The organism is Pricia antarctica (assembly GCF_900101815.1).
GTDB lineage: Bacteria > Bacteroidota > Bacteroidia > Flavobacteriales > Flavobacteriaceae > Pricia > Pricia antarctica.
In genome coordinates, this window is sequence record NZ_FNAO01000003.1 from 151,255 (window position 1) to 165,542 (window position 14,288).

Annotated in this window: 13 protein-coding genes; 6 read left to right on the forward strand and 7 right to left on the reverse strand. The window is 44.7% G+C overall.

Going from position 1 to position 14,288, the window contains the following annotated elements; all coding sequences use genetic code 11:
• Window positions 1–25: 25 nt before the first annotated feature.
• From BLT07_RS05925 to BLT07_RS05935, 3 genes are read right to left on the reverse strand one after another with little or no spacing between them, the layout of a single operon-like run.
• On the reverse strand, window positions 26–1,021 hold the full coding sequence (locus BLT07_RS05925; protein WP_091866770.1) for an FAD:protein FMN transferase: 996 nt from the start codon (window positions 1,019–1,021) through the stop codon (window positions 26–28).
• Complete coding sequence (locus tag BLT07_RS05930; RefSeq protein WP_091867337.1) at window positions 1,018–1,452, reverse strand: thioredoxin family protein; 435 nt, start codon at window positions 1,450–1,452, stop codon at window positions 1,018–1,020. Before BLT07_RS05930 ends, BLT07_RS05925 begins: the two co-directional genes overlap by 4 nt.
• A 30-nt stretch (window positions 1,453–1,482) precedes the next feature.
• Complete coding sequence (locus tag BLT07_RS05935) at window positions 1,483–1,929, reverse strand: QcrA and Rieske domain-containing protein (RefSeq protein WP_091866771.1); 447 nt, start codon at window positions 1,927–1,929, stop codon at window positions 1,483–1,485.
• 267 nt (window positions 1,930–2,196) lie between these two features.
• On the opposite strand from BLT07_RS05935, the gene BLT07_RS20915 reads away from it, so the two are divergent.
• Window positions 2,197–2,340 (forward strand): hypothetical protein, encoded by a 144-nt coding sequence (locus BLT07_RS20915; RefSeq protein WP_175455269.1) that lies wholly within the window; start codon window positions 2,197–2,199, stop codon window positions 2,338–2,340.
• A gap of 7 nt (window positions 2,341–2,347) precedes the next feature.
• Here BLT07_RS20915 and BLT07_RS05940 read toward each other — a convergent pair whose 3' ends face one another.
• Both BLT07_RS05940 and BLT07_RS05945 read right to left on the reverse strand, forming a co-directional pair.
• Window positions 2,348–3,526, reverse strand: a complete 1,179-nt coding sequence (locus BLT07_RS05940) for an AIR synthase related protein (RefSeq protein WP_091866773.1) — start codon at window positions 3,524–3,526, stop codon at window positions 2,348–2,350.
• Window positions 3,527–3,568: 42 nt separating this feature from the next.
• Window positions 3,569–5,755 (reverse strand): glutamine synthetase III family protein, encoded by a 2,187-nt coding sequence (locus tag BLT07_RS05945; protein ID WP_091866775.1) that lies wholly within the window; start codon window positions 5,753–5,755, stop codon window positions 3,569–3,571.
• A gap of 241 nt (window positions 5,756–5,996) precedes the next feature.
• Between BLT07_RS05945 and BLT07_RS05950 the strand changes: the two genes are divergently transcribed.
• The 4 genes from BLT07_RS05950 to corA all read left to right on the forward strand — a co-directional run bounded on the left by BLT07_RS05950 (window position 5,997) and on the right by corA (window position 10,410).
• Window positions 5,997–7,022, forward strand: coding sequence for a glutamine synthetase beta-grasp domain-containing protein (locus BLT07_RS05950; RefSeq protein ID WP_091866777.1), 1,026 nt, complete (start codon window positions 5,997–5,999; stop codon window positions 7,020–7,022).
• Between the two features lie 357 nt (window positions 7,023–7,379).
• The gene (rimK, locus tag BLT07_RS05955) at window positions 7,380–8,258 is read left to right on the forward strand and encodes a 30S ribosomal protein S6--L-glutamate ligase (RefSeq protein ID WP_091866779.1); all 879 of its coding nucleotides are present in this window, start codon (window positions 7,380–7,382) and stop codon (window positions 8,256–8,258) included.
• On the forward strand, window positions 8,245–9,210 hold the full coding sequence (locus BLT07_RS05960; RefSeq protein ID WP_091866780.1) for a succinylglutamate desuccinylase/aspartoacylase family protein: 966 nt from the start codon (window positions 8,245–8,247) through the stop codon (window positions 9,208–9,210). Before rimK ends, BLT07_RS05960 begins: the two co-directional genes overlap by 14 nt.
• A 93-nt stretch (window positions 9,211–9,303) precedes the next feature.
• A complete protein-coding gene (corA, locus tag BLT07_RS05965; RefSeq protein ID WP_245726460.1) occupies window positions 9,304–10,410 on the forward strand; it encodes a magnesium/cobalt transporter CorA in 1,107 nt (368 codons plus the stop codon).
• A 12-nt stretch (window positions 10,411–10,422) separates the two neighbouring features.
• Here the strand turns inward: corA and BLT07_RS05970 are convergent, their stop codons facing one another.
• Both BLT07_RS05970 and BLT07_RS05975 read right to left on the reverse strand, forming a co-directional pair.
• A complete protein-coding gene (locus tag BLT07_RS05970) occupies window positions 10,423–11,235 on the reverse strand; it encodes an inositol oxygenase family protein (protein ID WP_091866782.1) in 813 nt (270 codons plus the stop codon).
• Window positions 11,236–11,360: 125 nt separating this feature from the next.
• Window positions 11,361–12,959, reverse strand: coding sequence for a solute:sodium symporter family transporter (locus tag BLT07_RS05975; RefSeq protein ID WP_091867341.1), 1,599 nt, complete (start codon window positions 12,957–12,959; stop codon window positions 11,361–11,363).
• Between the two features lie 144 nt (window positions 12,960–13,103).
• Here BLT07_RS05975 and BLT07_RS05980 point away from each other — a divergent pair, with 144 nt between their 5' ends.
• A complete protein-coding gene (locus tag BLT07_RS05980) occupies window positions 13,104–14,222 on the forward strand; it encodes a helix-turn-helix domain-containing protein (protein ID WP_091866784.1) in 1,119 nt (372 codons plus the stop codon).
• Window positions 14,223–14,288: the final 66 nt, after the last annotated feature.

The following is a 14,288-nucleotide window of genomic DNA, read 5'->3' on the forward strand; positions in this document are numbered from 1 at the left end:
AATAATTATTTCATTCGCTTTCGTTCTATGGGGTAGTTTCGAACAAAATGCCGCTACTCTTATGAATCTTATTATCGCTATCTACCAAAATGGCTTCTGTATCGGGCAATTGGTTGATCCGTGCGAGTCCTGCCTCCTTGCCCATGATGAATACCGCCGTGGCTAGGGCATCGCAGAATGCGGCACTCTTGGCGAATATCGAGACGCTGTTCATGCCCGTCGCAGGGTATCCGGTTCTGGGATCGATGATATGCGAGTATTTAATGCCATCGAAAACGACGAACTTTTCGTAATTGCCAGAGGTTGCCACCGAGGATTCTACGATGGGCAGCCAGGAAAAAATCTTCTCTTTGCTCAAAGGATTGGCAATACCGATCAGCCATTTTTCTCCATCTGGCCTAGTGCCCCAGGTCGTCAAATCTCCTGCAGCATTTATAATTCCGCCGACGACTTGTTTGGATATCAAGAGTTCTTTGGCCTTGTCGGCGGCATAGCCTTTTCCGATGGCCCCAAACGAAATCTTCATGCCCTTTTCCTTTAAAAAAACGGTCTGGTCGTTCTCGTTCATAATGATTTTTTGGTAGCCTATTTTGGCTATTGATTTTTCCAGTTCGGCATCCGTCGGTTTTCGTTTCATCGAGCCATCGAATTTCCAGATTTCATCCATGGATGCGTAAGAAATGTCGAAAGCGCCATCGGTGATTTGCGATATTTGGTTTGCCTTACCGATTAGCTTAAAGAGTTCTAGGCTTACTTTCACTGGATGTATTCCAGCATTTTTATTAATCAAAGACGTCTCGGAATCAGGATTCCATGATGATATCAATGCTTCTATCCGTCTTATTTCTGCGGTGGCTTCATCAATATTAATCTGGCCGATATCTTGGTTGATGGCTACCACCGTGATATCGAAACGCGTACCCATCAGTTTCAGGGTCTTGGTCGAAGTGACATACTCCGTTTCCTGACCAAAAACGCCCATGGTCAAAAAGCAAAAGAGGATGTAGGTCAGCAATCTCATTTTACAAAGGAGTTTAAATGGGTGATATACGCTTGAGGGGTACGGTTAAGGTATCCGGTCTCTCCTAAAACATTTTCATTGCTGTCCAGTAGCAAAACTAACGGGAAATGTCCGTTCGGGTTGTATTTTTCCGCAAGCGCATTGTTTTGTTCGGCCACCGCTTCCGGCAATCGATTCGCCTTTTTTCTGGGGAAATCCGCTTTGTAAAGCACATAATTCTCTTTGGCGTAGGTACGAAAGACATCGGATTGCCAGATATCCTTATCTAGCTTTATACACGGGGCACACCAATCGGAACCTGCGAATACCAAGAGTATCGGTTTATGCTGTTCTTTGGATACCACGAGTGCTTCCGCATAGCTCGGTTGCCATTCTTGCGCAAAAAGTGCAGCTGTAAAAAATAGGTAACAAATGACTAGGATGTTCTTCATAACGCCTAATAAAGGCAAAATCAATGCCAATTATTCAAATACCCGAAGCAAGGCTCCCGATAATTCCGTCTTAAAAATTTTTAGGGACTTCGCTTGAGCTTGGTCGACCTTGTTCAGGGGCTTTCCGCTCTGTTCGAATCGTGAGCCGTGCACCTCACAATAAAAGATACCGCCGTCTCGATCTAAAAAACGGACCTCCTCATAGCCCTGATGGCTACAAACTTGGCTAGCTGCCACGAAATTTCCTTCCAAGTTTTTGACAATGACTACTGAGTTCTTAGTGATAAATCCCCCATTTCTACTCAGTTTTTCGCTTTCGGCGGACTGTAGATCCAAGGTAAAATCGACCCCAGTAGGCACAGGCGTATTTCCGCCGCCCGGTTCGCCCCCATCTTTTGAACATGCTCCCAAACAAGGAAAGGCGATGGCAAATGCAGCGCCGGCCCCTAGGCTTCTGAGAAACTGTTTTCTTTCCATTACAAAAGGTTAAATATACATAGCCAATGGAAATTCCGAAATTTCCAAGTGCTACTAAGTAACAAACGCAATATTTATAGGAAAAGTATACTTTGATTTTGGTTCCGGTCAAATTAAAAGTATGAAACGGAAATAATGCCCTTCAAAGAGCGTCTATGGACAAATGACAAATGCTGTAAGACCAATGCCCAGTGATGAATACCTTGTTCTGGGTGCTTCATACAAGTTGTTCGAACTAGAATTTTTGGGAGGGGGATTTTAAGCTATATGATGAACAGCGAACAGCGAACAGCGAACAGCGAACAGCGAACAGCGAACAGCGAACAGCGAACAGCGAACAGCGAACAGCGAACAGCGAACAGCGAACAGCGAACAGCGAACAGCGAACAGCGAACAGCGAATAGCGAATAGCTGAAAATTAATAGGAAAATCTGCCGAATTCGCTTTTGATGGTCAATTTTTTAGAAGGATGTGCTTCTACCCGTCCAACAACTCTTGCGTCGACGTCAAAACTTTGCGAAATAGAAATCAAATCGGCGGCGATGGATGGATTGACATACAGCTCCAAACGATGCCCGCAATTAAAAACTTGGTACATTTCTTTCCAATCCGTTCCCGATTGTTCCTGAATTAATTTGAACAAGGGTGGCACGGGAAAAAGATTATCCTTAATAATATGCAGCTCATCAATAAAATGAAGGATTTTGGTCTGTGCCCCACCGCTACAATGCACCATACCATGAATATTTTTGGAGGTATATTTTTCCATTATTTTTTTCACTATCGGCGCATAGGTTCGCGTTGGGGAAAGCACCAGTTTACCCGCATCTAAAGGCGATTCATCAATGGCATCCGTAAGTTTCGTATTTCCGGAATACACCAATTCTTCAGGTACGGATGCATCGTAGCTTTCAGGATACTTTTCGGCCAAATATTTCGAGAAAACATCATGCCGTGCCGAGGTGAGTCCGTTGCTTCCCATACCCCCGTTGTATTCCTTTTCATACGTGGCCTGGCCGAAAGATGACAGACCGACAATGACATTGCCCGCTTTGATGTTGGCGTTGTCGATAACTTCCGTTCTTTTCAAACGTGCCGTTACGGTAGAGTCTACAATAATCGTACGGACAAGATCGCCCACATCGGCCGTCTCGCCACCCGTAGAATGAATGCTTATACCGTGTTCGGCCAAATCGGAAATCAGTTCTTCGGTACCGTTGATGATGGCGGAAAGGACTTCCCCGGGAATCAAATTTTTGTTCCGCCCGATAGTCGAGGAAAGCATAATATTATCCGTCGCCCCGACACAGATCAGGTCGTCGATATTCATGATGAGCGCATCTTGGGCGATACCCTTCCAAACGGAAACATCACCGGTTTCCTTCCAATACATATAAGCCAAGGAAGATTTCGTTCCCGCACCATCGGCATGCATAACCAAGCAGTAGTCTTCATCTCCGGTCAAATAATCGGGCACAATTTTGCAGAAAGCTTGTGGAAAAAGTCCTTTGTCAATGTTTTTAATAGCGTTATGTACGTCTTCCTTAGAGGCGGAAACCCCTCTTTGACTATATCTTTCGCTGTTCGATGAACTCATGTTTGATATTTGAAGTTGAAATTTGTGTTTGAACTTGAAATTCTACTTTATAAACAACAACTCCCGATACTTCGTCAACGGCCATAGACGGTCATCGATTAGCTGTTCTAATGTGTCGCAATGTTTCCGAATATCCTCGAAAAAAGGCTTGACATTATCGCAATAGGCAAAAGCTTTCTTCTGGGTATCGTTAATTTTGTTCGCTTTTCTTCGAGCATCCGTCATCGCATCCGTGCTTTTCTTTAGGGATACGATATGTTCGGCAATCTGCTCTATGATTCCCGATTGTCCGTCAGAAAGATTTTTATGGGCCACTCCGTAAATATCCTTTAGGCCGAGCACATTTTTTATCAACTTGTTCTGGTATTGGATGGCTGCGGGAATCACTTGGCTGTACACCAGTTCGTCAAATACCCTGCCCTCTATCTGCAGATGCCTGACATAGGCTTCGAACTCGATTTCTTGGCGTGCCTTGACCTCGGCTTCGCTCAAAACCGCCATATCCTTAAAAAGTGCCAAGCTTTCTGTAGAGGTCATGATTTGAAGCGCACTCGGCGTATTCTTATTGTTACTTAATTTTCGCCGTTTTGCCTCTTTTTGCCACTCATCTCCATAACCATCACCATCGAAGCGGATCCGTTTTGAAGTCTTGATATATTCCCGGAGCACATTGAACACCGCCTCATCCTTTTTTAAATTTTTCTTATCGATCAATGTGTCGACTTCCTTTTTAAAATCCCGCAACTGTTTGGCGACGATAGTGTTCAACACCGTCATAGGTTTTGCACAGTTCGTCTGGGTGCCGACACCCCGCATTTCAAATTTGTTTCCCGTAAAGGCAAAGGGCGAGGTGCGGTTACGATCGGTATTGTCCAACAGAATTTCAGGAATCTTGCCCACCACGTTCAATTTAAGTTCCGTTTTTTCCTCAGGGGATAGCTTTCCTTTTGAAACGCCTTCCAATTCATCAAGAACATGACCCAATTGTGACCCGATAAATATGGAAAATATGGTCGGGGGCGCTTCGTTTTCGCCCAATCGGTGATCGTTACTGGCCGAGGCGATTGAAGCACCCAGTAGTTCTTCGTAGGTATCTGCAGCTTTGATCGTATTGATAAAAAAGGTCAAGAACTGAAGATTTTTCATTGGGGTAGAACCGGGACTGAGCAAGTTTACGCCAGTATCGGTTACCAAAGACCAGTTATTGTGCTTACCGGATCCGTTGATTCCCGCAAAGGGTTTTTCATGAAAAAGCACCTTGAAATTATGCTTGTCCGCCATTTTGTTCATTACGTCCATCAACAACTGGTTGTGATCGACGGATAGATTGGCCTCTTCAAAAACGGGGGCCAGTTCGAACTGGTTGGGAGCAACTTCGTTGTGCCGTGTTTTTACGGGAATACCGAGTTTTAAACATTCCTGTTCTAAATCTTTCATAAAACGCAAGGCTCGGGATGGGATGACCCCAAAATAATGGTCACCTAACTGCTGCCCTTTTGCAGCGGGACGACCGATCAGCGTCCGCCCGGTAAGACTAATGTCAATCCGGGATTGGGCAAGGGACTTGTCCAACAAGAAAAACTCCTGCTCCCATCCCAAGGTAGCATTGACCTTGACCACATTTTTATCGAAGTACTTGGCCACAGCGGTCGCCGCCTCATCCATTGCGCTGAGCGCCCTTAACAACGGGGTCTTGTTATCTAAAGCTTCGCCCGTGTAAGAAACGAAAATGGTCGGGATGCAGAGCGTAGTCCCGTAGACGAATGCGGGACTTGTAGGATCCCAAGCTGTATATCCCCGTGCCTCGAACGTATTGCGAATTCCCCCGCTGGGAAAACTGGAGGCATCTGGTTCTTGCTGTACCAATTGTCCACCGCCAAATTTTTCCAAAGCCCTGCCATCGGGTAACAGGTCAAAAAAGGCATCGTGCTTTTCAGCAGTTGTACCGGTCAGGGGCTGAAACCAATGGGTATAGTGTGTGGCGCCCATCGATATGGCCCATGCTTTCATAGCCTCGGCGACCTGATCGGCAATTTTGCGATTGATTTTCGATCCGGAAAAAATGGCATTTTGAACACTTTCCAAAGCATCCTTGGTCAGGTATTGAAGTCTCCGCTCTTCGTTGAATACATTAGTCGCGAAGAGTTCGGATCGCCTCCCCTTTTCATCTATATGAATTGGTTTTCTTTTTTGACTTTCCGAAATGGCGTCGAATCGTTGTCTTGACATTGAAGGTCTGGGTTTATTGATATCGACTTTAAGCCGTATCCGCATTAATTGGTACAAAAATAAGAATTAGGGAATTAATAATATTTTCCCTTAAATATTAAATGTTGGCAAAAGACCCTTAATATTTTAGGGTCATCCTAAAAAAAAATGAATTTTTATAATTTTAACCCCTAGAATACTAGGTAAATCAGCTAAAAAATATATTTTTGTTCGAATTAAAAGTAAATTTAACTACCCTATTATGAGCAAGTCAAAATTAGAATACATTTGGTTAGATGGTTATGAACCTACTGCCAACCTGCGAAGTAAAACCAAAGTCGAAAACGATTTTAGCGGTAAATTGGAAGATTGTCCACTTTGGGCTTTTGATGGAAGTTCTACCAAACAGGCATTGGGCGGTTCATCGGACTGTCTTTTAAAACCGGTTGCCATCTATCCGGACCCTGCCAGAACCGATGGCTTCTTGGTCATGAACGAAGTCATGAACGCGGATGGCACTCCGCACGAATCGAACTCACGTGCCAAAATAAACGATCCTGACGATGATTTTTGGTTCGGTTTCGAGCAGGAATATTTTATCATGAGCAAAGAAACACAGTTGCCGTTGGGCTTTCCCGTTGGTGGCTATCCGGGACCACAGGGAATGTATTATTGCTCAGTTGGTGGAAGAAATACGCACGGTCGCGCCTTCGTTGAAGAACATGCCGATCTATGTATCGCTGCTGGACTGAACTTCGAAGGTATCAATCAAGAGGTGGCCAGTGGTCAATGGGAGTTTCAACTATTCGCGAAAGGGGCAAAAAGGGCCGGTGACGAAATCTGGGTCGCCCGCTATCTCTTGGATCGATTGACCGAGAGCTACGGATATTATATCGAATACCATCCAAAACCCGTTAAGGGCGATTGGAACGGTTCGGGAATGCACGCCAATTTCTCGAACACCACTTTAAGAACTTGTGGTTCCAAAGAAATTTACGAGCAGATCTGCGAAGCTTTCAGACCCGTTACCGAGGAACATATTGAGGTTTACGGCGAGTTCAACGACGAGCGTCTTACCGGAAAACATGAAACCGCCTCGATCCATGACTTTAGCTACGGCGTAAGCGACAGGGGTGCTTCCATTCGTATTCCCATCATCACGGTCCAAAATGGCTGGAAAGGCTGGTTAGAAGACAGAAGGCCGGCTTCTAATGGTGACCCGTACAAAATTGCCAGAAGAATCGTTGAAACTGTAAAGTCCGCAAAAATAAAGGAAACGGCTAGCTAGCGAGTTCGTTTATCGAAAATTAATTTACTTCCCTAAATATTGACCGTCTTTGGCGAAAGCTGAAGACGGTTTTTTGTTCAATTCATTCCTCCTATCGCTACATAGCACAATAAAATATCGTACATTTCCGACGTAAAATTTTGATTACTATCTTCACGGAAAACATAAAAAATCCAATTAAGAGATTCCCTTCGGAGTAATGATGAGCATGGCCCAAATATGGGAATGATACTAAAATTATTTGATGAATTTTCCGCCGGAGTTTATCCGAGTATAGACAAAGCGTTGAAATGAAATAAAAAAATTCAGCATCAGAGCTTCCTGGCTTCTCAAGAATCACAAAAAATACACATATTCATGAAAATCGTAATACTGTCCCAAAATCCAAGTTTATATTCCACCAAACGCCTTATCGAGGCCGGAAAGAAGAAAAAGCATGACATGCTTGTGGTCGACCATTCAAAATGCGACTTGACAATCGAAAAGAAAAAACCGGGGATTACCTATAGAGGGGAAGAGCTTTCCGGAATCAACGGTGTAATTCCACGTATCGGTGCATCCATTACCTTTTACGGTACGGCAGTGGTGCGCCAATTTGAGATGATGAAAGTGTTTACCGCCGTGGAGTCTCAGGCCTTGGTACGGTCAAGAGATAAATTGCGGAGTCTACAGATTCTTTCGAGAGCAGGGCTTGGCCTGCCCAAAACTGTATTCAGCAACTATTCCAGAGACGTGGCCTCTATTATCGAAAAGGCCGGCGGTGCGCCTGTGGTCATTAAACTTTTAGAAGGCACACAGGGGCTGGGGGTTGTTTTAGCTGATAACCACAACTCGGCAGAATCTATCTTGGAGGCGTTCAACGGCCTGAAGGCTAGGGTAATTGTACAAGAATTTATCAAGGAGGCCAAGGGGGCCGATATTCGGGCCTTCGTGGTCGATGGAGTCGTTGTGGGCGCTATGAAACGCCAAGGAAAAGAGGGGGAATTCCGTTCTAACCTGCACCGGGGCGGTTCAGCGAATATCATCGAACTTTCCGATGAGGAAGAGAATGCGGCCATCAAGGCGGCTAGGGTCATGGGGCTCGGCGTTGCCGGGGTTGACCTGTTACAATCCGAAAGAGGGCCCTTGATACTTGAAGTCAATTCTTCCCCTGGATTGGAAGGCATCGAAGCGGCAACCGGAAAAGATATTGCCGGATTGATCATCAAGTACGTGGAACGGAATGCGGAACACTAAAATTGAAATCCTAGGCCATACCATTGCGAAGGGAAAAGGAGCCTTGGTAAACCTCGATATTGCCAAATTGCATACCCGCACCAAGATACAGGTGCCGATTATAATCGAAAGGGGCAAAAAAGACGGCCCCACCCTGCTCATTACCGGTGGTATTCATGGTAACGAAATCAACGGCATTGAAATCGTACGCCAGCTGATCGCGAAAAAATATAACAAACCGGAGAGTGGTATGGTCATCTGCATTCCCGTTGTCAATGTCTTCGGTTTTCTGAACCAAGCACGGCAGTTTCCTGACGGTCGAGACCTCAACCGCGTATTTCCAGGAAGTCCAAGGGGGTCGTTGGCAAGCAGATTTGCATATCATCTCATCAAAGAAATTGTACCCTTGGCCGATTATTGCATCGATTACCACACCGGGGGCGACAGCCGATTCAATGTTCCCCAAATCCGCGTTGGGGGCGAGGATCCCGAAAGTCTTGCTTTGGCAAAAGTCTTCAATCCCCCTTTTATTATCCAATCGGCGCGCAAGGAAAAATCCTTTCGGGAAACCTTGTACAAACTGCAAAAAAAGGTATTACTTTTTGAGGGCGGAAAATCCATACATATCGATAAGGTGGTAACCCAAATGGGCATTGCCGGGGCATTGCGAATCATGCAGCACTTGGGTATGCGGGAATTCGGGCAAGAAATCGATAATCTTGTCGTTAAGGCCTATGAGCCGATCATATTGCACAATACCTTATGGCTGCGTGCCAAATATTCGGGTATGTTCCATCCTTTTGTGGATTTGGGGAAAATGGTAAAAAAGGGAGAGGTTCTAGGAAGTATTTCAGGGCCTTTCGGCTATTTCGAAAGAAAGATAAAGGCGCAACATTCAGGCTATGTCATTTGTATCAATGAGGCGCCCATCGTAACTCAAGGAGATGCTATATTCCATATTTCCACGGACTGATTTCGGAAAACCGGTTAAAAGCAAACATTTGCTGATCGACTATGCTAACGATTTTATACGTACCTTAAAAGCTCCCATCCTAACTACCTCGACATGAAATTGAATACCAAAAATATCTTCGTACCGCCCAAGAATTTGGCGCGATTCGTTACCAAACGAAAAGAGGATATAGGTCTTTCTCCCGATGATATCTCCTTTAGGGGAGAAAAGAAAATGGATACCGTCGTTTTACGTCTCATCGATTACGATGCCGATGCCTTGGAAGAGGAGATTATCAAATCGGTATCCCAAGTGCTCCCCTACCAAAAGAAGCCTTCGGTGACCTGGTTCAATATCGATGGACTGCACGATACCAACATCATCGAACAGATTGCGGACGGGTTCGATTTTGATAAGCTAGTTTTGGCGGAGGTGATGGACGTCCATGCGCGTCCGAGAGTGCAGGAGTTCGGAAACTGCATCCTACTCTCGCTTAAAATGATGCAACAGGACGAGGTGACCCATCGTATTTCCGTAGAAAACTTAAGCCTTATTATCACTAAATCGGTACTGCTATCCTTTCAAGAAAAAAGGGGCGATGTTTTTGAGCCGGTACGGGAACGGATCCGAAACCAAAAAAAACGCATACGCAACGGTGGCACGGATTACCTGACCTTCGCTTTGTTGGACATAGTAGTCGACAACTATATTTATATCATCGGTATTTTGGGTGAAAAAATAGAGACCTTGGAAGAAAACCTGCTACAGGAACCTAAAAAGAGTGTTATCGACGAAATCTATACCTATAAAAGGGAACTGAATTTTCTTAGGAAAAACATAACCCCCGCCCGAGAAATGATTCTGACCTTATCGAAGTTGGAATCCGAAATGATCAGGGAAAGTACGGACGTACATTTTAGGGAGCTTTTGGACAATATCAACCAAGCGACCGACTCATCGGAAACCTATCGCGAAATACTTTCTGATCAGCTCAATATTTATCATACGACCATCAGCAGCAAACTGAACGATGTGATGAAATTCCTGACCATTTTTTCGGTCATTTTTATTCCCCTTACCTTTATCGCCGGTATTTATGGCACCAACTTCGATGTCGTACCCGAACTAAAATATGAATACAGCTATTTTATCATGTGGGGCGTGATGTTAGTAGTGGCCATCGGCATGTTGCTCTATTTTAAACATCGGAAATGGTTATGAAAACTAGCCTATCTACCAAAAAATAGGACCGTCACCTAAATATTTCTTCGCAATAGGTTCGTAATAGTCACGTACCTCATCCAATTCGTAGATTTTTTGACTTTTAGTGTAAAGATCGTATTTGTTGAAGTCCTTAATAAGCTCCAAGTATTTCGCATCGGTATCGTTTAGCAGGGATTTGTAGCTTCCACCGGTATGCCAAGGATAAAAGGAATGGTAGCGTATCATGACCATGGCCTCTGCGGGGAGTTTGTTCGCCTTATGGTTGTTCAACACTTGGTACAGATATTCGTCATGGCCCCAAGCGAGATCCAAATTATCGAGACCGCAGCCCGCTTCGTAGATTCCCAAGGGCGTATTGTAACGCTCATCTTGCATATCGGGATTGAGCTGATTGAATTCGGGATATACACAGGAATCGGGCAATTCGCAGCCGACAACAAAAACATCTCCCACCGTACCCCACTGCTCGTCTTGGCTGGTACCGTCTTCATCACTGCCCCAGAGAAACATTACCTTACCAAGGTCGTGGATTAGTCCCGTTAATTGCATCCAATCCGGACGATTGTCTCCACGGATGGCCTCGGCACTTTGAATCAGGTGCTGCACGTTCGGAAGATCGAGATCGGGATCGCTGACATCGATAAGGCGATTCAAATGCCCCATAGCCTCCCAAAGTTCCATCGGCTTATCGAAATTCAAATATTTCCTATGCATGCGCTGCACATAATCATAGGTTTGGTTTTTACGCATTTTGCGGTAATGCTCTTTAACGGCCGCCTTTACATCGACGGCTTCGTAGTTTCTGAATGTTTTTGTTTCCATGATATAAAATTCAAGTTCAAGTTTGCTTAGTGCTCGGGTGTTTGTTGCCCAGTGCTTCCACTATCCAAATTAGGATGGTATGGATTTATAGGGTATAGTTGAGATGTAATATGCTGCTTACTTCCTTAGACATTACCCAATACAAGATACAAAATTACGGTGAATACCACTAAAAACAAACTAAAGCCTTTGGCATATTTCCAAGGTTTTAAATCCAGTTTACCGGAATCCACCATTTCGAATTTGGCTTCCCTACCGAAGAACCGAGAGGCCAAGTGCATTATTAGAATGTTCAGCACAAACTCCAGCCCCCAGATATGAACAAAGTGGAGATCCACCTGAACCACATAATACATTATGATATAGAACAAAAGCCCGAACAGCAGCCCGATCTTAGCCCCCGATGCCGATACCTTGGGAAAAAGGAATCCCGCAATAATTACGCTGGCTATAGGGATAAAGAAAATGCCGTTCAGCTGCTGTAGCAATTGGTAGAGACCTTCGGGAGCTTTCGCTACAAAAGGAGCGATTCCGATGGCAAAAATGGCCAGTAGCGCGGACGTCCACCTGCCGAGGGAGACCAGTTTTTTTTCGGAAGCATCCCTTTGGATATACCTTTTGAAAATGTCAAGACTGAACACCGTGGCGGCGCTGTTCAGGGCGGAGTTGAAGGTACTGAGAATGGCGCCCATCATTACGGCAACAAAAAATCCGGTCAGCCATAGGGGCAACACTTTTTTGACCAACAACGGATATACATTGTCGGGATTGTCGTAAAGGCTCTCCCCGAAATAATAAAAACCGATCAATCCGGGCAAGACGATGATCAGGGGCACCAAAATTTTCAACAATCCTGTATATAGCAATCCTTTTTGGGCTTCCTTAAGATTTACCGCGCCCAATACGCGTTGTATGATGGACTGGTGCATCGTCCAAAAATAAATCTGATTGACCATCAGGCCCGTAAACAAGACCTCGAACGGCAGAATGGACGTACGTGCACCTTCCCCTACTCCCGGTTCATGGCTAATAACGTTAAATTTTTCGGGGCTGTTTTTGAACACTGCCCCCATCCCTTCGAAAAGGTTGCCGTCGCCAATGGCCAGAAGAGCGAGTATCGGCACCAAAAGTCCGGCTACCAGCAGGCCGAAACCGTTGATGGTATCGGTGTAGGCCACCATTTTCAGGCCTCCGAAAATGGCATATACCGCCCCGATGGTTCCGACGACGACGATGGTGATCCATATGCCGTGCTCTGTGGTTACGTTCAACAGTTCGGAAATCTCGAAGATAGCCTCAATGTTCAAAGCACCGGTATACAGAACGATGGGCAGCAGGGTCAATACGAATGATAGAATCAATAGTAGCGCAACAAGTGTACGGGTCAGACCATCAAAACGCTTTTCTAAAAATTCGGGAATAGTGGTCAATCCCATTTTCAAATACCGTGGCGCGAAATACAGGGCGGCGATGACCAATGCCAGAGCCGAGGTGACTTCCCAAGCTACTATGATGGCGCCATTTCGATACGATGAACCGTTCATGCCCACCAAATGTTCCGTAGAAATATTGGTCAATAATAAGGATCCCGCAATTACAATGCCCGTTAATGATCTACCTCCTAAAAAATAGCCATCCTGCGTATCCAGTTTATCGCGGCGTAATTTCCAAGTGGCGTAGAAAGCTACGAAACCAGTGAACAGAAGAAAGGTGAAAAGTGCCATTGCGTAAAAATAGGAAAAAAGTTGGATGTTTGATACTTGGTGCGCAGGTATACCTGCGCCTATATCGAGCAATTACTTGTAAGTTTTTTCGCCTTTTTCAATATAGAAATACCTATCTTGTAATCGAGAGACGATCGATTACCCATGGAACTTGACTACAATCTTTACGCCTTATTCGAAACCGTGGGCTTGGTCCAGGCCATAACGCTTGGCATGTTGTTGATTTTCATGAACAAGAATAAATACAGGAGTACCCTTTTTCTCGGTATTTTTCTAATACTGTTCGGTCTCGAGACAATTCCTATCGTTTTGGATGCCTTGAATGCCTATCCTTTGTATCCTGAACTCTACCTATTGCCCTTCGACTTTTTTTGGTTGCATTTTCCTATTTTTTATATCTATGTACACCAGATATGTATTTTTTCTAACGAGAAAGCGAAATATTGGGTACTCTACCCCGGCATCGCGGCCTTCATCGCACAGATTGCTGTTTTTTTCTTACCCTATACTACCAAAGTAGCCATCACCGCCAGTGTGGGCTATGACATTTATTTCTCGTGCAAGGTCTTGTACGGGCTAAGCATAGGCATTTATACATTAAGGCTCTTGTTCAAACATAAAATCGAGGTGCGCAATTACTTTTCGTTGCTCGAGTCGAAAGAATTGACATGGGCCCGAATCTTTCTTTTCTATAACATTTCGGGGTCGATAGTATATACTGTTTTCTCTACTACGATCGCTAACAGTTTACTGGCAAAAATCTTCTTTGCGACCTTCGACCTGATCTTGATTTATTGGGTATCGTATCACGGAGTTCAACAGCGAAATATTCTATCCCTACTTGCCAAAAAACAGCATTTTGAAGACCTTTCACCAAAACTTTCGGGAAAGATGGACTTGCCGGCCTTATCCGACGATAGTCTCCAGAGATTGATGCAGCGTATCGATGACCTCATGAGAAACTCTGAACCCTTTACAAATAATGATCTGACCATAATGGATCTCGGCAAGGAACTTGAAACACACCCCAAGCGCATTTCTACCGCAATCAATATGATATGCCATCAGAACTTTAATGCCTATGTCAATCGCTTTCGGATACGGAAAGCGGAAAAACTGCTCGGGAGCGAAGCATATGCCCATCTTAGCATCGAAGGTATCGGTAACGAAGTTGGTTTTCACAGCAAAAGTGCCTTTTATTCCGCCTTCAAAAAATATAACGGAACGACCCCTTATAAATATAAGGAGAACGTGATGGTGTGAATGTTCCCCTTGATGCATACGGAAAACACAGGGTTCCGATTCCTAATGTTAGACTTTTTTGGAAAG

Coding starts and splice junctions, on each gene's coding strand:
- BLT07_RS05925 (WP_091866770.1), bottom strand. CDS start 1,021: ATGAGATTGCTGACCTACATCCTCTTTTGCTTTTTGACCATGGGCGTT.
- BLT07_RS05930 (WP_091867337.1), bottom strand. CDS start 1,452: ATGAAGAACATCCTAGTCATTTGTTACCTATTTTTTACAGCTGCACTT.
- BLT07_RS05935 (WP_091866771.1), bottom strand. CDS start 1,929: ATGGAAAGAAAACAGTTTCTCAGAAGCCTAGGGGCCGGCGCTGCATTT.
- BLT07_RS20915 (WP_175455269.1), top strand. CDS start 2,197: ATGATGAACAGCGAACAGCGAACAGCGAACAGCGAACAGCGAACAGCG.
- BLT07_RS05940 (WP_091866773.1), bottom strand. CDS start 3,526: ATGAGTTCATCGAACAGCGAAAGATATAGTCAAAGAGGGGTTTCCGCC.
- BLT07_RS05945 (WP_091866775.1), bottom strand. CDS start 5,755: ATGTCAAGACAACGATTCGACGCCATTTCGGAAAGTCAAAAAAGAAAA.
- BLT07_RS05950 (WP_091866777.1), top strand. CDS start 5,997: ATGAGCAAGTCAAAATTAGAATACATTTGGTTAGATGGTTATGAACCT.
- rimK (WP_091866779.1), top strand. CDS start 7,380: ATGAAAATCGTAATACTGTCCCAAAATCCAAGTTTATATTCCACCAAA.
- BLT07_RS05960 (WP_091866780.1), top strand. CDS start 8,245: ATGCGGAACACTAAAATTGAAATCCTAGGCCATACCATTGCGAAGGGA.
- corA (WP_245726460.1), top strand. CDS start 9,304: ATGAAATTGAATACCAAAAATATCTTCGTACCGCCCAAGAATTTGGCG.
- BLT07_RS05970 (WP_091866782.1), bottom strand. CDS start 11,235: ATGGAAACAAAAACATTCAGAAACTACGAAGCCGTCGATGTAAAGGCG.
- BLT07_RS05975 (WP_091867341.1), bottom strand. CDS start 12,959: ATGGCACTTTTCACCTTTCTTCTGTTCACTGGTTTCGTAGCTTTCTAC.
- BLT07_RS05980 (WP_091866784.1), top strand. CDS start 13,104: ATGGAACTTGACTACAATCTTTACGCCTTATTCGAAACCGTGGGCTTG.